Source organism: Nocardia sp. XZ_19_369 (genome assembly GCF_015355715.1).
GTDB lineage: Bacteria > Actinomycetota > Actinomycetes > Mycobacteriales > Mycobacteriaceae > Nocardia.
In genome coordinates this window covers 908,317-927,327 of sequence record NZ_JACVED010000001.1, presented here as the reverse complement: position 1 = coordinate 927,327, position 19,011 = coordinate 908,317, and the positions used below count along the sequence as shown (strand labels likewise).

Sequence of the window (19,011 nt, the reverse complement as noted above, 5' to 3'; positions counted from 1 at the left end):
GACACGGCCGCGGCTTCCTCGACTGGTCTGTGCACCATCATTTGACAGTAACACGTTCTAGTTTTGCTCGGCAGACCTCTTTCAGACGGCGGCTTCCTCCAGTGCGGTCAGCGCGTCTTCGAGGTGGTCGAGCAGGCGGGGGAGTTCCGGCACGCTGCGCCGGCAGCCGACGAGACCGAAGTCGAGATTGTCCGCGTTGGTGGTCAGCGTGATGTTCACCGCCTGGCCGTCGAACGGGATGGACATCGGATAGGTGGCGTCGAGGCGAGCACCGTTCCAATACATGGGTTCGCGGGGGCCCGGCACATTCGAGATGACGATATTGAACGGCGGATTGGTCAGCGGGACCAGGCCGGGCAGCAGGCTGAGCGCGATCGGGCTGACCATCAGCGCCGACAACGCCATCGTCTGCAGGTTCGACAGCGAGCCGTACACCTCCTTGCTCTTGCGCATCGACTCGCTCACCACCCGCAACCGTTCCAGCGGATCGGCGACGTCGGTGCCGAGATTGCACAGCGCCGCGCCGACCTTCACGCCATTGGTCTCCACGTCGTCGGCGCTGCGCAGCGACATCGGCACCATGGCGATCAACGGCTTGTCCGGCAACTCGTCTCGCTCCGCGAGGTAGGCGCGCAGCGCACCGGCGGACATGCTCAGCACCACGTCGTTGATGGTCGACCCGGTGGCCTTCTTCACCTGCTTGATCCGCTCCAACGGCCAAGACCGGACCACGGTGCGGCGGGCGCCGCCGATCGGCACGTTGAACATGGTGCGCGGCGCCTCGAACGGCATGGTCAGCTGCTGCTGGACCAGGATGGAGCGTGCGGTCCGCAGCAGGGCGGGCCCGGATGCGGCCGCCGACAACAGGTTTCGGGCCGCGCCACGTAGCCCGTTGCTCGACGCGGCGGCGGGCTCGCGCGGCGTCCTCGGCAGGTTCCACGGGACCTTGGCCGCGGTCGCGGCCGGGTCGTTCGTCAAGGTCCGCTGGATGACGCGTTGTGCGGAGACGCCGTCGATGAGGGCGTGGTGCATCTTCGAGTAGACGGCGAAGCGGCCGTCGGCCAGGCCCTCGATGAGGTAGATCTCCCACAGCGGGCGGTGCCGGTCGAGCAGCGTGCTGTGCAGCCCGGACGCGAGCTCGACCAGCTGGTCCAGCCGGCCTGGTCGCGGCACCGCGAGGCGGCGCACGTGGTATTCGAGTTCGACGTCGTCGGCCTTGGTCCAGGCCAGCTGCGGTGCGCCGAACAGGGTGGCCGGATGCTTACGGAAGGTCGAGTCGATGTCCTTGCACGCCAGCAACTTCTCGTGCGTCAGCCGGGCGAAATCGGGCCCGGCGTCCTCGGGCGCCTCGAAGAGTTGCAGCGAGCCGACATGCATCGGGTGTTCGCGGGATTCGGCGAGGAGGAAGACGGCATCAATCGGTGCGATGAGGTCCATGGTGTGGTCGCCCCCTGGCGACAGTGGTGTGGTTGCAAACGAATCGACCACGTTGTCGGGCGGGCCCGCGCGCAGCCATGAATCCTGCGCGACACCACCAACTTACCTGGTCCGGGCGGTGGCCGCCCGGTCTTCAGTGAACCTTTACCGCTAGTAAGTAACCCTGCGGGAATCGCTCGCCCGGATCCGGCTCCCGGACCATCCGCGTGTGCACCGTGAACCCGGCGTCCCGCAACAATGCGGCAAGCCGCTCCGGTGCCCACCGGTAGGCGCGAGCCACCTTGTGGTCGAACGCTTCTACCGCGTCGGGGGTGTCGGTCGCGAAGAATGCCAGCAACGCGTGCCCTTGTACCGCTAATACCCGATTGAACTCGGCCAACACCTCCGGGACGCGTTCCGGCGGAAGATGAATGATCGAGTACCACGCGACGAGCCCGCGCAAAGAAGCGTCGGCCAGGGCCAGTTGTTCCATCGTGCCCTCGTGGAAGGACAGGTCCGGATACCGGCGCCGCGCGATGCCGATCATCTCGGGCGACAGATCGATGCCGAAGGCAGGCACACCGAGGGTGTGCAGGTGCGCGGTGAGCCGCCCCGGACCGCAACCGATGTCGGCGACGGCACCGGAACCGTTGGCCTGCAACAGTTCCGCGAACACCGCCAACATGGCGCGGTCGTGTGGCTGGCCGGCCAGGTGGTGCTCGACGAATTCCGTATAGATCTCCGCGATGCCGTCGTATGCGTCACGGGTGCTGTCCACGTCTGCCGGGGTGCTTCGATTTCCAACCACCCCACCATCATCCATATCGCGCAGTGGATCAGGCATCGACCTCGAAGGCTTGCGCGACGGCGAGGCTGTCCTCGTACACGTGATGCCTGGTGACCAAGCCCGCCTCGACGGTCAGGTGCAGCGCGAAGCGGGAGCGGTAGGCGCGGCCGGTGCTGCGCGCGGTCTGCCGGATCTCGCCGAGCACCACCGCGTGGTCGCCGTCCACGAGCACGCGTTCGATCTCGGTCGCCGCCTGCTCGGGCACATGGTGTTCGGCGATCGCGCGGAAGTGCGCGGCGGATTCGGCGCCGGTCGAGCGGTGCCGGATCCAGGGTGTCGCGGCGCGGCCGTGCTCGGCGTCCGGCCAATCCAGTTTCCAGTCCACCTCGTCGGCGTACAGCTCGGCGATCGCGTCTGCGTCGCCGGAACCGATGCGGCGCAACAGTTCCGCTACCGCGGCGTGGGTGGATGTTGTGGTCGTCGACGACAAAGCCGATCCTTCCGATCTCGCTGCCGCCTCCGATCGAGGCGGCGAGACACCATTCTGGGCGCGCCGGGTGGACGCCGTCGATTACCTCTCAGGTAATTGGACCGCCGCTTCCGGCGCCGCGGGCGTGGTGCACAGCGCCTCCTCCGGTTTCTCGCGACTGCGTGCGGTGCCCAGGATGGAGCCGAGGATCACCAGCGGGAAGCCGATCGCCATGCCCGCGGTGAGCGGTTCGCCGAGCGCCGCGACGCCGAGCACGATGGCCACCGCGGGATTGATGTAGGTGATCACCGTCGCGCGGGCCGGGCCCACCTCGGAGATGAGCGCGAAGAACAACAGGAACGCGGCGGCCGTACAGATCAGCGCGAGGCCGAGTACCGACAGGGTGGCGTCGGCGGGATAGCTGGTCGGCCTGCGCAATGCGGCGAACGGTGCGTAGACCACGGCGGCGATGATCAGCGACGCGGTCACCACGCCGAGCGGTGGGAGGTCGGCCAGCGACCGGTTGATGACGATCGGGCCGACCGCGTAACCGATGGTGGTCAACGCGATCGCGCCGAGGGCGGCGGGGCTGGACAGGTCGATATCGAGGCCGACCAGCGTGGCCACCCCGGCGAACCCGATCAGCAGCCCGGTCAGCCTGCGCCGGTCGAAGCGGTCGTGGCCGAGTTTGGTCACCAGGACCACCGCGATCAACGGCGTCGCCGCGATCAACAGCCCGACGGTCGAACTGTGCAGCGTGGTCTCCGCGTACCCGATGAAGAACCACGGCCCGACGATCTCGGCCACCGTGTACAGCAGCAGCGGCCGCCAGCGCCGGAAGACCGGAGCCAAGGCGTTGGTGTACAACGCGATCGGCAACAGCACCAGCGCACCGAGCAATGTCCTGGCGAACGCGACGACCACCGGGTCGAAGTCCTCGACCGCGATCCGGATCATGGCGTAGGGCACGCCCCAGATCAGACCCATCGCGAGGAACAGCGCCCACCCGCGCCGCGTCACGCGACCGCCCCTCGGCACAGAACAGATATAAGGGTCACCGGCATGCTCCACTCGCTTTCGATCGAACGGGAGCTTATACAGAAGATCCGATCATCCGACAGATCCACTTTTCGGGGCTCGGACCAGGCCAGTCGGCCCTGTCGCCCTGGGGCGTCAGTGCCGTCGGCCGAGGGTTTCAGACGGAATCGACCAGCGGGCGCATGCGGTCGGCGGCGCCCTGGTCGTCGCGCCAGGTGCAGGCCAGGCCGAAGGCGGCCACCCGGCCGCTGTCCACGATGGCGCGCACCGCACCGGAGACCGCCTGCAAGCTCGGTCCGCCGGGTGCGGGGAAGAGCAGGCCGGGCAGGTCACCGGGATCGACCACATCGCAGTCGAGATGCAGGTAGATCGGGCCGTCCGGCAGGTCACCCAGGTCGGCCACGGTGCGGTGGCTGATCCGTGCCGTACGCAGGAACTCCGCCTCCGGCGGATCGAGATCACGACCGTCGACCAGCACAGCGCGTTCTTCGGGTATGTCCCGCAACCCGATTCGATCAGCGATCAAGTTCCGCCCGTACCCGGTCAGCATCCGCAGCGGCATCCCACCGAGATACCCGGAGGCGGACGTCTCCAGCGTCTGCACGTCGCCGTGCGCGTCGAACCACACGATCGCGGGATCCAGACCCGCCCGCTGCAACCCGGCCACCACACCCAGCGAGGTCGTGCAGTCGCCGGACACCACCACCGGACGTTCGCCCTTGCGGACAGACGCCGCAACCTTTTCCGCGACCGCCTCGTAGATCACCGCCATTCGCGCCCATGGATCGGCCACCTCCGGCAGATCCGCGGTGATCACCTCGTCCGGTGTCACCGGCGCATCCAGTTCTGGACGGTGTTCGTCGAGGTGGTAGGGCACGAGAAAACGCATGGGCCCGAGCCTAATTCGATACCGGGTGGTCGGCACTCGATTATCGGCAGGTTGCGGATGGTCCGGGTCGGCGCTGGTCTTCGGCGTCGGGCAGTACCGGCACGCTGGGCGCTCGACCAGGTCAGGGCTGGTCAGTGCGCGTAGACTCATTTGGTGAAGCAACTAACGATCGGTGTAGTCGCGACCTCCCGCAAGGAGGACGAGCATCGGTTGGCGATCCATCCGGCGCACCTCGACCGGATCGATCCGGGGCTTCGCGACCGCGTCTTCCTCGAGCATGGCTACGGCGATCGTTTCGGCTATACCGACGAACACCTCGCGCCGCTGGTCGCCGGCCATCGCTCGCGGGCCGAGCTGTTCGCCGAGTGCGACGTGCTGTTGCTGCCCAAGCCGCTGGCCGAGGATCTCGAGCAAATGCGGCCGGGGCAGGTCGTGTGGGGATGGCCGCACTGTGTGCAGGACGAGCGGATGACCCAGCTGGCCGTCGACCGCGGGCTGACCCTGATCGCCTGGGAGGCAATGAATCACTGGACGAAGGAAGGCAACTTCAGCGTCCACGTCTTCCACAAGAACAACGAGCTGGCCGGCTACTGCTCGGTGCTGCACGCGCTACAGCTGCGTGGATCCACCGGCGACTACGGACGGCGGCTGCGTGCCGCCGTAATCAGCTTCGGCGCGACCGCCCGCGGCGCCGTCCGAGCGCTCAACGCGCTCGGCATCAGTGACGTCACGGTGCTGACCCAGCGCAGCGTCTCGGCCGTCGCCTCGCCGTTCGCGTCCGTGCGGATGCAGCACTTCGAGCGCGACCCCGCGAACCCCGGCCGGATCCTCGCGCTGAAAGCGCCGGAACCCGGACCGCTGGCCGAGATGCTGGCCCAATACGACGTGGTCGTCAACTGCATCTTCCAGGACACCGAGGACCCGCTGATGTTCGTGCGGAACGAGGACCTGCCCTTGTTCGCCCGCGGCACCCTGTTCATCGACGTCTCGTGTGACGAAGGGATGGGCTTCGAATGGGCGCGCCCCACCTCGTTCACCGCGCCCATGTTCACCATCGGCGACGACCTGCACTACTACGCCGTCGACCACAGTCCGTCCTTCCTGTGGAACTCGGCCACCTGGGAAAACTCCGAGGCGCTGCTCGAGTACCTGCCCATCGTCATGGCAGGCCCGGACGCGTGGGACGGTAGCGAAACCGTCCGCCGCGCCATCGAGATCCGCGACGGCCGCGTGCAGAACCTGCGCATCCTCTCCTTCCAGAACCGCGCTGCCGCTTACCCGTACGCCATCGTCTGACCGCTGCACCGGTTTGCACACAACAAAACCCTGCCCGGCGCGTAGTGCGCCGGGCAGGGTTTTGGATTCAGTGGACTGACAGGCCCTTACTTCGTGCTGGTGGTGCTCGGTGCCGCGGATTCCGTTGTGGTAGTGGGCGGCACGGTGGTGGTCGGCTGCGTGGTCTCGGTCGGGGTGACCGAGGTCGGAGCCGATGTGGTGGTCGACTGCGGTGCGACCGAGGTGGTGGTCGGCGCCGCCGAGGTGGTCGGCGTCGTGGTGGGCGCGCTGCTGGTCGTGGTGGGCGCGGCACTGGTGGTCGGCGTCGCGCTCTTGGTCGGCGTGGCCGACGGCGATGTCGAGGTGGCCGCGGCCGCCTTGTACACGGCGGCGAGATCCGCTTGTTCCGGCTTGGCGGTGGTGTCGACCTTCTTGCCCGCCTGCGCCTGCTTGGCCAGGTGGGTGATCCAGGCGGCCGCGTATTCGGCGGAGGTGAGCGGCTTTCCGTTGGCCGGGTCGGCGTCACGCCAGTAGTCGAAGTGGTGACCGGTGTGGTTCGGCCCGAGGGTGAGCTTGTACGGGTCGTTCATGACCACCGGGATGGTGTTCTGGTTCGTCACGATGAGACCGACGATCTCGTTCAGGATCTTCTGCGGCAGGTAGGCCAGCGGCGACATGTCGTCGGCCGCGATCGCATCCGCCTTCACCGGAGTCTTCGGCGCCTGGCCCGGCTTGTAGGCCGGATCCGACACCTTCAGCAGCACCTGGAGGAAGGTCTCGTCGCTCTTCAGCCAGTTCGGCTGCGACTGGATGTCGGCGAACGCGGCCAGTGCGATGCGGCTGAGCACGACGGCGACGTCCTGCCCGGTCGCCGGTGTGAGACCGTCCTTTTCGAGCGCGTCGACATTGATCTGCCTGCCGACATTGACCACGAGTTGCAGCAGGGAGATGTTTTCCGGTGCGGCGCAGGTGAGATCGCCGTCGGAACAGAACGATGCGATCCTGCCGTTCAGCGCACCGAAATCACCGCTGGTACCCGGCAGGGCACCCTGGCCCGGCGTCGGGTTCTTCCCGTTCTGGTACTTCTGATCGAAGCCGTCCGGGTTGCCGTACGGGTCCTTCGCGCCGGGGAACGGCCCGTCGCCCGCCCCGCGACCGGAGTCGGCGAGGATGACGACACCGACGACATTGGCCGGATCGACGATCCCGTAGGCGCCGTCCTTGTCGGCTTCCTGATGCCCGACCTTCATCGCGACCCGGCGCACGACATCGGCGCCCTCGCTGTAGCCGACGATGGAGAACTTGGTGTCGGGACAGGCCTTCGCGATTTCCCGCATCACCTGCTCGGTATTGGCGGCACCGGCGTTGACTGCGTCCTCGTAGGTCGCCATGTTCGCCGGGTACGCGATGTAGACCGCGGCGTAGGAACCGGGATCGACGGCACCGTTGGGCGCGTTGACGACCGGGTCGACCCATTCGCTCTTGTGGTCACCGGACAGCGCGGCGGGCAATTCGTTGCCGTTGGCGTCGACCAGCAGTTTCGTCGTCCCCGCGACGGGCGTGTCCCCGCGGCCCGCCACCGAGATGCTCACCATGTCGTGGCACTCGGTGACCGACGACGTGAGCTGCGTGTCCCGCGTCTGCGGCGTCGACGTCAGTGCGAACGTGGTGGCCACGACCGCTGCCAGCCCGAGCACCGCGGGCGCCGCGACGGCGGTCGCGATTCGATGTCGCGCGAAGAACTCGCGAAATTCCATGTCCTGATCCCCATTCCAATTTCCGGCACGTGGACGGGCAGGGCCCCCCGAGGCCATGCGTCACCAGGAACGTCGTGGATCGGGCGGTGATCGTTACGCAGTCGAGCTCCTGAGGCGACGAACAACACAAACGAGTAACACTGGGGGAGCGGCAATTGCCCCCACTAATGGGGGCATCGATGATTCCTGGCTTCGAATGAGTTGAGGGCCGCTACACGGTGCCCGTAGCGGCTTGCACGATCTGCGCATCGAAGAGGCTCGAGGTGGAACTTCCGCGCACGCATCTGCCCGGCGCGCGGCGGAAATTCGCGCCTGCGTTCGCTCCTGGGTACAGCGCATGCGCGATCTGCGGATACTCGACGCGCCATGGTCGGAAATTTCTATGGCGCAACAGAACTCGCAGTACTCGAGAAAGGTGTCCGATGGTGGAACAGCAGACCGTCACCGTGGTCGAGGGGTTTGTCCCGGTGATCGACTTGTCATCCAGAGATAATGCGGCGGGCCGCACCACGATTGCCGAAGCGATCAATCGAGCGTGCGCGAGCTCGGGTTTCTTCACCATCGTGGGTCACGGGGTGCCTGCGGAGCTCATCGAGCGGATGTGTGCGACGAATCGAGAATTCTTCACCCTGCCCGATGCCGTGAAAGAACTTGTCGCGCACCGGCCCGGTGTCTCCGGATTCCGGCGTCTCGGCGGGTCGACTGCGCACAGCCTGGACCTGAAGACCCCACCCGACCTGTGCGAAGTCTTCTCCGCGCATGTCACCGGCGGTCTGCCCGACGAGGACCGTAACCGCCTCGGCGACTACTGGGCGTCATGGAAATTGGCCAATGTATGGCCGACTGTTCCCGCTGATTTCGAGAGCACCTGGCACGAGTACATCGCGGCCATGACGGAGCTGGCCGGCGACCTCATGCGTCTGTTCGCGCTGGCACTCGACCTCACGGAACACTTCTTCGACCGGATATTCGACAACCATGTTTCCTCGGTGGCCGTCAACTACTACTTCGCGCAACACCACTCGCCACTTCCCGGGCAACTGCGCCGCGGCGAACATACCGACTGGGGCAGCCTGACCATCCTCTACCAGGACACCGACATCGGCGGTCTCCAGGTGCGGCACGGTACCGGCGAATGGCAGGACGTGCCGACCATTCCCGGCGGTTTCATCGTCAATATCGGTGATCTCATGGCGTTGTGGACCGCGGGCCGCTGGGTATCGACCATGCACCGAGTGATCAACCCGGAACTCGGTAATACCTCATCACGTTTGTCTATCCCGTTCTTCTATCTGCCCAATCATGATGCGGCAATTGACCCGATCGGCTCGTTCGCGGGCGGCGATCACGACACCTTCGGGATAACCACCGCCGGACAATGGATCTCGCGAAAGATGCAGAAAACATTCGCGGAAGATCCAGCCGACTATCAATCAGCTGACTGAAGCTCGGCCACCGGTCCGCCGCACCCGGACCGGTGGCTTCGACTGCGCCACAGTGGCTCCCGTCACCGCGCGACGAGGTCGGCTGCCACCGCACCGGCCGCAAGGTGACGGCGGCGGCTCGGCATCCCCAGCGTGGGGTGGGTGACGCTCCACGCCGCCCCCGAGCAGATCAGCTCCTTGACGCGGGCAGCGATCCGGCCGGTGAGCACGGTGGACGTGGGCTGATCGTCGGGCGTCACCTTCTGCACGATGGCATCACGGCGACCGAGGCTGATGCACTGGCTGGCATAGCCGATCGGGGTCTCGGGAACCTTGCGCCCGGTCAGCCGCGCGGCGAGAGCGTCGGCGCACTGCCAGGCCATCGGAGATGCCGTGGCGCAACCCATCCGCAGTGGCCGGCCGCCCACACCCATCGCGAACGCGGCGTCGCCGACCGCGTAGACATCGGGGTGCGAGACCGAGCGCAGGGTGCCGTCGACGACGATCTGCCCGCTCGCCGACACCTCTAGGGTGGTCGCGGCGGCGATCGGGTGCACCGCGAAACCCGCTGTCCAGACGGTCAGTTGGGCGGGGATCCGGTTCGCACTGTCGTGGATCGGCGTGGCACCCTCCGCCGGAGCCGACGCGAGGACCACACCGTCCGCCTCCACGCGCATGACGTCGGCGTGCTCGTGCACCGTGATGCCGAACCGTTCGAAGGTACGCCGCAGGTGGTGCTGGGCCTTGTCGCTGAGCCAGTCGCCGACCCCACCGCGGGCCGCGATCGCGACCCGGAGGTCCGGGCGGGCCTCGGCGATCTCGGTGGCCGCTTCGATACCGGTCAGGCCGCCGCCCACCACCAGCACGGTCTCGCCGGAGGCCAACTCGTGCAAGCGGTTCCGCAGCCGCAACGCGGCCTGCTTACCCGCGACGTGATGGGCGTGCTCGGCGACACCGGGGGTGCCGTAGTCGGCGACGGTGCTGCCCAGGGCGTACACGAGACTGTCGTAGCCGAGGGTCGCGGCGCCGTGCTCATCTGTGAGATCGACGGTCTTGCCGTCGACGTCGACCGCGTCGACCCGGGCCACCCGCACCTGCACCCCACTGCCCGCGTACATATCGCGCAGCGGTCGGGGCGCCAGCTCCTGGCCACTCGCGAGCTGGTGCATGCGCACCCGCTCGACGAACTCGGGATCGGCATTGACCAGCGTGATCTCGACGTCGTCGCGGTGTAGACGCTTGGCGAGGCGACCGGCGGTGATGGCTCCGGCGTACCCGGCGCCGAGGACGACAATGCGATGCTTCATGGCGAGCTCCTCTGTGGTTGCGTACACCTCCTGAACCGGACAGCCCCGCGATCCCTGACAGAAAGCCCTTGTGATGTGGGTCACCACTTACGGATGATCGGCTCCTGCGGCCCGGCGGCCGCCCACTGGCGAGTGATGCGTGCCAGTTTGTCGGGGTTGACCTGGATGTGGATCGCCGCGACGCCGTCGGCGGTCGGCTCGAGACCCACGACCCCGTACACCCGCTCGCCGACCTCGACCAGCACGGCGGGCGCACCGTTGACCACCACGGCATAGAAGATCGCGTCGTCGCCGACGAAGGCTCGTTTGGCCGGGGTCGGCTGGAACACGTGACGCAGGTACCGCGCGATATCGAACGGGCCGACGACCGGAATCTTGCGGGCAGGCAGTCGCCCACCGCCGTCGGCGATACTGACCGCGTCGTCGGTGAGCAGCCGGATCAGTGGCTCGGTGTCGCCGCTGAGCGCCGCGGCGAGAAATTCCTCGACGATCCGGCGCGCGGTGTCCGCATCGACCTCGGCGCGCGGCCGTTCGGTACCGACGTGCTGCTTGGCTCGGCGATAGAGCTGCTGGCAGTTCGATTCGGTCAGGTCGAGGATCTCCGCGATCTCCCGATGCGAGTATCCGAAAGCCTCACGCAGCACGTACACCACGCGCTCATTGGGCGACAGGCGCTCCATCAGGGTGAGCATCGCGAGGGAGACCGACTCGCGCTGCTCGACCGTGTCGGCCGGGCCGAGCATCCGATCGCCGGCCAGCACCGGTTCCGGGAGCCACTGCCCCACATAGGTTTCCCGCCGGGCGCGGGCCGAGGTCAGCTGGTTGAGGCAGAGATTGGTGAGCACCTTGGTCAGCCAGGCCTCCGTGGTCTCGATCCGGGTCCGGTCGGCCGCATGCCAGCGCAGATACGCGTCCTGCGCGGCATCCTCGGCGTCCCCGGCCGAGCCGAGCAGCCGATAGGCGATAGCTTCCAGGCGGCCCCGGTAACTCTCGAACAGATCGGCTTCGTGCGTGCTGAGCGACATGCACCTATGGTCGACCATCCGGGCAGGCCGCAGCCACCCTGGTTGGTTACGGGACCCAGACCGGTCCGAGGCAGCTGGCCGGTGGGTCGACCAGGAAGCAGGGCGCCGGGCCGCGGGTGGGCCGGTAGCCGTCGGGGACACCGCCCTCGGCGACGAGCTGCGTGTAGGTCCCGACCGCGTCGGTGGGGCGGCGTACGAGGCCGGGGTCGGTGCGCACATCCACGGTATAAAGGCCGAATCGCGGTGTGTAGCTGCCCCATTCGTAATTGTCGGTGATGCTCCAGTAGTTGTAGCCGATGACATTCATGCCGTCGGCCTTGGCGCGCTGGATCCAGTAGACGGTGTCGCGCAGGTGATCGCTGCGGGAATAGCCGTCGGCCCGGGGTCGGCCGTTGTCGGTGGGCATGCCGTTCTCGACGATGTAGAGCGGTTTACCCGGGTAGCGGCGCGAATAATGTTGCAGCGCGTAATAGATGCCCTCGGTCCGCAACGGCAGGTCCCAGATATTCGTGCCCGGCAGGCTCGGAATGGCGGATCCGGTGGCTCTGCTGATGCCGCCGAGCAGTGACTGCACCGGGTCGTAACCGAAGTAGTAGTCGATGCCGACGTAGTCGAGCCGGTGGCCGATGCGATCGAGGAACGACCCGTTGACCTCGCCCTCCGCTCCGGCGACATAACCGACATTGCTGGTCACCTGGGCGCCGGGCTGCACGTGATGAATGTGGTCGTAGATGGCGTTGTGCGCCTGCGCGATCCGATCCAGCATCTCGCCGGCGTCGGCGGCGCCCCTGCGGACCTCGTGCGAGATGTAGGCGGCCGGCTCGTTCACCGCGACCCACAGCGGATTGCGGGAGGCGTAGCGATCGACCACGGTACGCATGTTGTCCAGCCAATCACCGACCATGCCCGGGTTGCGCCAGCCGCCGCGATCGACCGCCCAGCCCGGGTAGACCCAGTGGTCGAGGGTGATCATCGGTTGCATTCCCGCCCGCGCTATGGCTGCGATGACGGCGTCGTAGAAACGGAACGCGTCCTCGTCCCACACCCCCGGCGCGGGTTGCACTCGGGCCCATTCGATCCCGACCCGGAACACCCGCACGCCGAGCGCGGCGGCCGCATCGATGTCCGATTCGTAACGGTTGTAGAAGTCGACCGAATCGTGCAACGCATCGTAATCGGGGTGTTTGGGGATGTAGCGGGTCCAATTGCTATCGGGCGCATGGCCTTCGGACTGGAATCCGGAGGACGCGACACCCCAGAGGAAGTTTCCGAGCGGCGCCGCTACCGGGCGAATCGGCGGAGCCGCAGCAGAGTTCGTGCATAGCAGCATCGTCGACGCGGCAGCGGCGAGTACGGTCAGTGCATACCGACGGAACCGGAATCGCATCACCTCAGGGTAACTGGAGGTGCACCGTCGAAGTGCGGATCACGCGATAGTCGGCGTTTCTTGAGCGTGTCAGCAAATGCATCAGGGACGCAGTCGCTTTCGCTCACAGCGCTCGCCCGTGTTCGGCTTCGGCCTGGTCATCGAAGCGCGCCCGGGCCCGCTCGACATCGGGCAACGTGACGGTAGACCAGCGCAACAGTGCGTCGATGAGGTCTTGCAACGACTTGCCCAGCGGCGAGATCCGGTACTGCACGGCAACCGGACGCGTATTCGTCACGACCCGGTCGACCATCCCATTGCGCTCCAGCCGCCGCAGCGTGGCCGTGAGCGACTTCTGCGTCACCACCGGGATCGCCCGACGAAGTTCGTTGAAGCGCAACGGGCTTCCACACAGCGCGTCGAGGACATGCAGCGACCACTTGTCGAGCATCTGATCCAGCAACTCACGGTGCTGCGCAGTCAGTTGCGGGCTGTCCGAAGGCGCGAGGGCGGTTTCCTGCATGACGCCTAGTCTCGTTGAAGTGTCCTCGGGGCACCAGGTAGACATCGGATACCTACTCCGAAAGGCACCCCATGGCCGTGCAACTGCTGACCCCCGAGGGCATGTTCACCCCCGTCCCCTACCACCACGTCTCGATCAGCACCGGCACCCGCCACGTGCACGTCGCCGGCCAAATCGCCCGCGACGCCGAAGGAAACCCCGTCGCCACAGGTGATCTCGCCGGTCAACTCGCGCACGCGCTGCGCAATACCGCCGTCGGCCTCGCCGGTGCCGGCGCAAGCTTCGCCGACGTAGTCCGCCTCCGCTTCTTCGTCACGAACTGGACCCCGGACAAGTACCACGACTTCGTCGCCGGAATCGACCGCGTTACCGAAGAACTCGGCATCCCCCAGCCCCTACCGCCGCTCTCCGCAATCGGCGTCGACTACCTCTTCGAACCCGACGTGCTCGTCGAAGTAGAGGCCTACGCCATCCTCGACTGACCCCGCAGGCCGACAGTACGTCCAAGGCGCTTCAGTACTGGATCAACCCGCCCACTGGCACGTCAGCGACATGACCGGTCGCCGGAAGCGTCCGGGCAAGGGCGAGACCGATGTCCACCAGTGACGATCGGCGCAGGCGGTCGACGTCGGCAAGGGGAGTCCATGTCGGCTCGGCAGTTTCACCATTCGACTCGGGCCGCAGTCGACCGCCGCTGACACGGACTCGATAGAAGATACCGACATTCTGATGCTCGGTCCCGGCACGTGCGGCGGCCGCCGGGATCACCCGCGAATCCACGCCGAGCAGACGTTCGATAATCCCCCGATACCCGGTCTCTTCGGTGAGCTCCCGAATCACCGCATCGAACGGATCCTCCCCATGCTCGACCTTGCCACCCGGAAGAGTCCAGTTACTCGCACCATCCGGAGGCACGTGCCGGGCGAGCAACACCCGCCCATCCTCGATGCATACGGCATAAGCCGCCAGCCTGAAACTCATCAGTATCGCTTCACGATTTCTCTGTCCCATCGGTGCCGATCACCAGATATCAACCCAGACAGGCCGTTTAGGAATGTCGAACAAGGCCGACTTCTTATGGACCACTACCGGAACCGAGGAGCCGACGCTCAGTCGTTCGGCCAGCGCACGCGCTTTGACCTCGTGGAACTGCGGGTAGAAGAACTGCTTCTGCACGCGGGCGTCCGCACCCGAGTCCGGGTGCGGGAACTGGACTTCGACTCGCACCCGCCACAAATCGAAGTTGAGCACAGCCTGACCTTGTTGACATCGCAGATCCGACTCGACGACCACCGCAGACATCGCGGTTCCGGCTCGCCGCAGGTAATTCCGGCGCAGGCGCCAAGCGGCGGCCAGTACGAGCATCCATCCACCTGCGCCCAGCACGATGCTTACCGGAAGAAACAGCGCCATCGCGAGTTGTGAACCGGTCCACCGGACTATCGCGGCACCCAGGTTCAGCGCGCCTCCCATAAAAGCCACCGCCGCTACGGCGACGCCCAGCATCCACACCAGCGCCATCGGGTCGAGCATCTTCCGGGACCGCCCCACACCAACTCCTCGATCACACCCAGCAGCAATCTGCCGACTGTAGCGGCATCGGGGAACGCTGGAACCCGCCCAGACGGTCTCGGGGCACCTTCCGGTGTTGACAGCCGGGCAGGTGTGGTGACAACATCTGCATGCACCTACATTTATTGCATGCACATACAACTTCTGAGAAGGACGACGATGACCACGCAACGCATCGAGAAGATCGCCACCACCCCCGATTGGTATGCGCCGTACAAGATCTCGCAGGCGATCAAGGCGAACGGCGTCATCTACGTGTCCGGGCAATCGGGTATCGACGAGCAGGGACGTACCGTCTCCGACGACTTTCTGGCACAAGGGCGACAGGCGTTCGCCAACATCAAGCGGGTGCTGGCAGAGGCCGGGGCCGACCTGGGTGACGTCGTGAAGGTCGGCATCTTCGTCACCGACATGGCCGCCAACCTCGACAAGGTCATGCAGCTGCGCGAGGAGTTCCTCAGCGAGCCCTACCCGGCCGACACCCTGCTCGAAGTGTCGTCGCTAGCCCAGTCCGACTGGCAGATCGAAGTAGAAGTCACCGCACTCGCTCGCTGACCCCCGATCCATCCTCGCGTAAGGAAAACCCATGTCCGACAGCCCTTTGCTACGCCCCTACCGCCGCGGCGCACTCGATCTGCCGAACCGCATCGCGATGGCCCCGATGACCAGGGGGCGCGCGGACGACTCCACCGGCGTCCCCAACCCGCTCACCGCGGAGTACTACGCCCAGCGCGCGAGCGCAGGACTGATCGTCACCGAAGGTATCTACGCCAATGTTCTCGGCAAAGGCGGCCCCGGAATCCCCGGCCTCGTCGATGACGCGCAGGTGGCGGGCTGGCGCAAGGTGACCGATGCGGTACACGCGGCGGGCGGGCGCATCTTCGCCCAGCTGTGGCACGTCGGCCGAATGACCCACCCGCTGATCCTGCCGGGCGGCGCGACCCCCCTCGCACCCTCGCCCGTGCGCATCACCGACGCGCAGATCTTCACCGATCAGGGGCTGATGGACCATGTCACGCCGCGCGCGATGACCACCGCCGAAGTCGACGCCACAGTCGAGGATTTCGCCACCGAAGCACGCAACGCCATCGCGGCCGGTTTCGACGGCGTCGAGATCCACGGCGCGAACGGCTACCTGATCCAGCAATTCCTGGCAGAGAACACCAATCAGCGCACCGACCGCTACGGCGGCTCCCGCAACAACCGGCTCCGACTGGCCGTCGACATCGTGACAGCCGTCGCGGCCGAAGTAGGCGCCGAACGCGTCGGCCTACGCATCTCCCCCGACAACCCGGAAAACCAGCTCGCGGAACAAGATCCACAGACCACCTACCGCACCCTCCTCGACACCCTTAACCCCCTCGGCCTCGCCTACCTCCACATAATCGAACGCGGCAAGTACCCCGCCCTCGCCGACCTGCGCCCCCGCTGGTCCAACACCCTCATCGCGAACTACAACGGCCCAACCCCCACCACGCGCGCCGCAGGCGAAAAAGTCCTGGAAACCGGCCTGGCCGACCTCTTCTCCTTCGGACGCCTCTTCATCGCCAACCCCGACCTCCCCGCCCGCTTCGCCACCGGCGCCCCCGTCAACGAATACGCCCGAGAACTGGTCTACGGCGGCGGCGCCGAGGGCTACACCGACTATCCCGTGCTGCAACCGGAACGGGTATGAGCCGTCATGACCAACAGCTGTTGTCCCAGTTCGATGCCATTTCTTCAGGTTGATCGAGGCCGCGCGGCGAATAGGTTGGGCCGTCTCGAACGGGCGGCGCGGTCGGTTCAGCCCGGCGGTAGGAATTCCAGGATCCGGGCAAGGGTGTCGCTGGTACTGGTGTGCAGGTGGCCAGCCATGCCGAGTGAGCGTGCGATCGCGACATGGCCGGGAGTGTCATCGATGAAGAGTGCCTCCGCAGGGTGGGCGCCTACGCACTGGAGGGCAGCGATGTAGATGCGGGGGTCAGGCTTGGCATAGCCGACTTCGCATGACAACACAATGGCATCAACGATGCCGAGCAGGCCGGCGTTCGCCATCCGGATGCGCAGCTGTGGCCAGGCGTTACTGACGATAGCGGTCTTCGCCAAGCCGTGGAGGCTTCGCAGACCCGCCACTAGGTCGGCATCCCATGCCTCCCTGGACGCTAGATCACAACGGATCGTGTCGACCAGATCGGGGCCGACGGCGAGCCGGTCTCCGACGATGTTCCACCAGGACTCCTCGCTGATACGGCCGACCAGTACCTGGTCGTCACTTCCGCCGAAGAGCGCAGCGAGGAAGGCAGACGGTGACATTCCGAGTCTGGAGCTCCACTCGGCGGCGGCCGCGGTCAGGTAGTCGGGTACGAGGACGCCACCGATATCAATCAGGATCGCAGGCCGGTTCACGAGTTCTTGAACCCGACAACCGCCCTTAACCGCGCGCCATATCCACGAACCGACTCAAATGCAGTTGGTGCGCAACGGTAATGGTGGCGGTCGGACCGTTACGGTGCTTGCCGACAATGAGGTCGGCTTCGCCACCGCGGGGGTCGTCGCGTTCGAAGGCGTCAGGGCGGTGCAGCAGGATGACCATATCCGCGTCCTGCTCGAGCGAGCCGGACTCGCGCAGGTCGGAGACCATGGGGCGCTTGTCGGTTCGCTGTTCGGGACCACGGTTCAGCTGGCTGATCGCGATCACCGGAACCTCGAGTTCCTTGGCGAGCAGTTTCAGATTTCGCGAGAAGTCCGAAACTTCCTGCTGCCGGGATTCGACCTTTTTACCGGAGGTCATCAGCTGAAGGTAGTCCACCACAACGAGTTTCAGATCGTGGCGTTGTTTCAGGCGCCGCGCCTTCGCCCGAATTTCCATCATGGTGAGGTTCGGTGAATCGTCGACGAACAGCGGCGCTTCACTGATCTCACTCATGCGACGGGCCAGTTTGGTCCAGTCGTCGTCGCTCATCCGCCCGGAACGCATATCACCGAGCTTGATCTTCGCCTCGGCCGACAACAGACGCATCACAATTTCCGTGCGACTCATCTCCAGCGAGAAGATAACGCTGGGCAGCCCATGCTTGATCGAGCAACTGCGCATGAAATCCATTCCCAGGGTCGATTTTCCAACGCCAGGTCGGGCCGCGACGATGACCATCTGTCCGGGGTGCAGACCGTTGGTCAGTTCGTCGAGTTCGGTGAAACCGGTGGGGACGCCGAGGGAGATGCCGCCGCGGCTGGCGATGGAGTCGATCTCGTCCATCGTGGGCTGCAGGAGTTCCTCGAGGGGGAGGAAGTCTTCGGTGGTGCGGCGTTCGGTGACCTCGTAGACCTCGGCTTGGGCGCGGTCGACGACCTCGGCGATGTCCTGGCCGTCGGCGCCGGCGTAGCCGTATTGGACGATGCGGGTGCCGGCCTCGACGAGGCGGCGCAGGATCGCTTTCTCGGCGACGATCTCGGCGTAGAAGCTGGCGTTGGCTGCGGTGGGGACGGTCTGGGTGAGCGTGACGAGGTAGGGGGGTCCGCCGATGCGCTTGAGTTCGCCGCGGCGGTCCAGGCCGGCCGAGACGGTCACCGGGTCGGCGGGTTCGCCGCGACCGTAGAGGTCGAGGATGGTGTCGTAGATGAGCTGGTGGGCGGGGCGATAGAAGTCGCCGGGCCGCATGACCTCGATGACGTCGGCGATCGCGTCCTTGCTCAGCAGCATGCCGCCGAGCACGGACTGCTCGGCCGCCATGTCGTGCGGTGGCTGGCGCCCGAAGTCCTCGCCGGGGGGTTCGGGCGGGAAGTTCGCGTGCCCGCGGTCATCGACGACTGCCATGAGACTCGACCGTCCTCTCTCTACCCACCGGGGCCCACGCTATTGATGTTCGTTCCACTCTCGGTGCTCCGACACGCTGCCGCAGCGGCAGCGGCTGATGACCAGGGCCACCTGCGGGTTCCAGCTACCGTTGCGGTATCCACGATTTCGGGGCGTGCGGGCCGTGTGTGCACGACGTAGGACGAACTTAGGCGACCCGAAGGGTGGTCGCCAAACGCTACTGTGCACACACCTGTGGATAACTTGGGGACTGTTCACCTAACTGTGTGCACCCCCTGTGTACTACTTGGGGAAAACCCAGGTCACTCCGCGAAAACCCGCAGATAGATATCGATTTACCGATCTATCCACGTGTGGATGAATAAAGTCG

Annotated in this window: 19 protein-coding genes; 5 read left to right on the top strand and 14 right to left on the bottom strand. The window is 66.1% G+C overall.

All coding sequences use genetic code 11. From position 1 onward, the window contains the following. Positions 1–81: 81 nt before the first annotated feature. The 5 genes from IBX18_RS04335 to IBX18_RS04315 all read right to left on the bottom strand — a co-directional run bounded on the left by IBX18_RS04335 (position 82) and on the right by IBX18_RS04315 (position 4,599). Positions 82–1,437 carry a wax ester/triacylglycerol synthase family O-acyltransferase gene (locus IBX18_RS04335; RefSeq protein ID WP_194832409.1) on the bottom strand — a complete coding sequence of 452 codons (1,356 nt, stop codon included), beginning with the start codon at positions 1,435–1,437 and terminating at the stop codon, positions 82–84. Between the two features lie 133 nt (positions 1,438–1,570). Next, on the bottom strand, positions 1,571–2,224 hold the full coding sequence (locus IBX18_RS04330) for a methyltransferase domain-containing protein (protein ID WP_306796114.1): 654 nt from the start codon (positions 2,222–2,224) through the stop codon (positions 1,571–1,573). A 28-nt stretch (positions 2,225–2,252) separates the two neighbouring features. Then, a complete protein-coding gene (locus IBX18_RS04325; protein WP_194832407.1) occupies positions 2,253–2,693 on the bottom strand; it encodes a nuclear transport factor 2 family protein in 441 nt (146 codons plus the stop codon). An 81-nt stretch (positions 2,694–2,774) separates the two neighbouring features. Continuing rightward, complete coding sequence (locus IBX18_RS04320) at positions 2,775–3,692, bottom strand: DMT family transporter (RefSeq protein ID WP_147133046.1); 918 nt, start codon at positions 3,690–3,692, stop codon at positions 2,775–2,777. A gap of 175 nt (positions 3,693–3,867) precedes the next feature. Continuing rightward, positions 3,868–4,599, bottom strand: a complete 732-nt coding sequence (locus IBX18_RS04315; protein WP_194832406.1) for an arginase family protein — start codon at positions 4,597–4,599, stop codon at positions 3,868–3,870. Positions 4,600–4,752: 153 nt separating this feature from the next. On the opposite strand from IBX18_RS04315, the gene IBX18_RS04310 reads away from it, so the two are divergent. After that, a complete protein-coding gene (locus IBX18_RS04310; protein ID WP_194832405.1) occupies positions 4,753–5,895 on the top strand; it encodes a N(5)-(carboxyethyl)ornithine synthase in 1,143 nt (380 codons plus the stop codon). Positions 5,896–5,981: 86 nt separating this feature from the next. Here IBX18_RS04310 and IBX18_RS04305 read toward each other — a convergent pair whose 3' ends face one another. After that, positions 5,982–7,631 (bottom strand): cutinase family protein, encoded by a 1,650-nt coding sequence (locus tag IBX18_RS04305; protein ID WP_194832404.1) that lies wholly within the window; start codon positions 7,629–7,631, stop codon positions 5,982–5,984. Positions 7,632–8,053: 422 nt separating this feature from the next. Between IBX18_RS04305 and IBX18_RS04300 the strand changes: the two genes are divergently transcribed. Next, complete coding sequence (locus tag IBX18_RS04300; RefSeq protein WP_194832403.1) at positions 8,054–9,076, top strand: isopenicillin N synthase family oxygenase; 1,023 nt, start codon at positions 8,054–8,056, stop codon at positions 9,074–9,076. A gap of 62 nt (positions 9,077–9,138) precedes the next feature. On the opposite strand, the gene IBX18_RS04295 is transcribed toward IBX18_RS04300, so the two are convergent. The 4 genes from IBX18_RS04295 to IBX18_RS04280 form a co-directional block, all read right to left on the bottom strand. Next, positions 9,139–10,362 carry an NAD(P)/FAD-dependent oxidoreductase gene (locus IBX18_RS04295; RefSeq protein ID WP_194832402.1) on the bottom strand — a complete coding sequence of 408 codons (1,224 nt, stop codon included), beginning with the start codon at positions 10,360–10,362 and terminating at the stop codon, positions 9,139–9,141. Positions 10,363–10,442: 80 nt separating this feature from the next. Beyond that, the gene (sigJ, locus tag IBX18_RS04290; protein ID WP_194832401.1) at positions 10,443–11,387 is read right to left on the bottom strand and encodes an RNA polymerase sigma factor SigJ; all 945 of its coding nucleotides are present in this window, start codon (positions 11,385–11,387) and stop codon (positions 10,443–10,445) included. Positions 11,388–11,433: 46 nt separating this feature from the next. Then, positions 11,434–12,774 (bottom strand): family 1 glycosylhydrolase, encoded by a 1,341-nt coding sequence (locus IBX18_RS04285; RefSeq protein ID WP_194832400.1) that lies wholly within the window; start codon positions 12,772–12,774, stop codon positions 11,434–11,436. 103 nt (positions 12,775–12,877) lie between these two features. After that, positions 12,878–13,276 carry a helix-turn-helix domain-containing protein gene (locus tag IBX18_RS04280; protein ID WP_194832399.1) on the bottom strand — a complete coding sequence of 133 codons (399 nt, stop codon included), beginning with the start codon at positions 13,274–13,276 and terminating at the stop codon, positions 12,878–12,880. A 71-nt stretch (positions 13,277–13,347) separates the two neighbouring features. Here IBX18_RS04280 and IBX18_RS04275 point away from each other — a divergent pair, with 71 nt between their 5' ends. After that, on the top strand, positions 13,348–13,758 hold the full coding sequence (locus tag IBX18_RS04275; protein WP_194832398.1) for a RidA family protein: 411 nt from the start codon (positions 13,348–13,350) through the stop codon (positions 13,756–13,758). Between the two features lie 31 nt (positions 13,759–13,789). Here the strand turns inward: IBX18_RS04275 and IBX18_RS04270 are convergent, their stop codons facing one another. Continuing rightward, the gene (locus IBX18_RS04270; RefSeq protein ID WP_194832397.1) at positions 13,790–14,257 is read right to left on the bottom strand and encodes an NUDIX hydrolase; all 468 of its coding nucleotides are present in this window, start codon (positions 14,255–14,257) and stop codon (positions 13,790–13,792) included. A gap of 39 nt (positions 14,258–14,296) precedes the next feature. Continuing rightward, positions 14,297–14,797, bottom strand: coding sequence for a hypothetical protein (locus tag IBX18_RS04265; RefSeq protein WP_228540292.1), 501 nt, complete (start codon positions 14,795–14,797; stop codon positions 14,297–14,299). A gap of 210 nt (positions 14,798–15,007) precedes the next feature. Between IBX18_RS04265 and IBX18_RS04260 the strand changes: the two genes are divergently transcribed. Beyond that, positions 15,008–15,403: a RidA family protein gene (locus IBX18_RS04260; protein WP_194832395.1), complete on the top strand. Its 396-nt coding sequence runs from the start codon at positions 15,008–15,010 to the stop codon at positions 15,401–15,403. A gap of 31 nt (positions 15,404–15,434) precedes the next feature. Continuing rightward, a complete protein-coding gene (locus IBX18_RS04255; RefSeq protein WP_194832394.1) occupies positions 15,435–16,523 on the top strand; it encodes an alkene reductase in 1,089 nt (362 codons plus the stop codon). Between the two features lie 107 nt (positions 16,524–16,630). On the opposite strand, the gene IBX18_RS04250 is transcribed toward IBX18_RS04255, so the two are convergent. Together IBX18_RS04250 and dnaB are read right to left on the bottom strand one after the other, a co-directional pair. Beyond that, the gene (locus IBX18_RS04250) at positions 16,631–17,233 is read right to left on the bottom strand and encodes an HAD-IA family hydrolase (RefSeq protein WP_306796112.1); all 603 of its coding nucleotides are present in this window, start codon (positions 17,231–17,233) and stop codon (positions 16,631–16,633) included. A 25-nt stretch (positions 17,234–17,258) separates the two neighbouring features. Beyond that, positions 17,259–18,641: a replicative DNA helicase gene (dnaB, locus tag IBX18_RS04245; RefSeq protein ID WP_194832393.1), complete on the bottom strand. Its 1,383-nt coding sequence runs from the start codon at positions 18,639–18,641 to the stop codon at positions 17,259–17,261. Between the last annotated feature and the right edge of the window lie 370 nt (positions 18,642–19,011).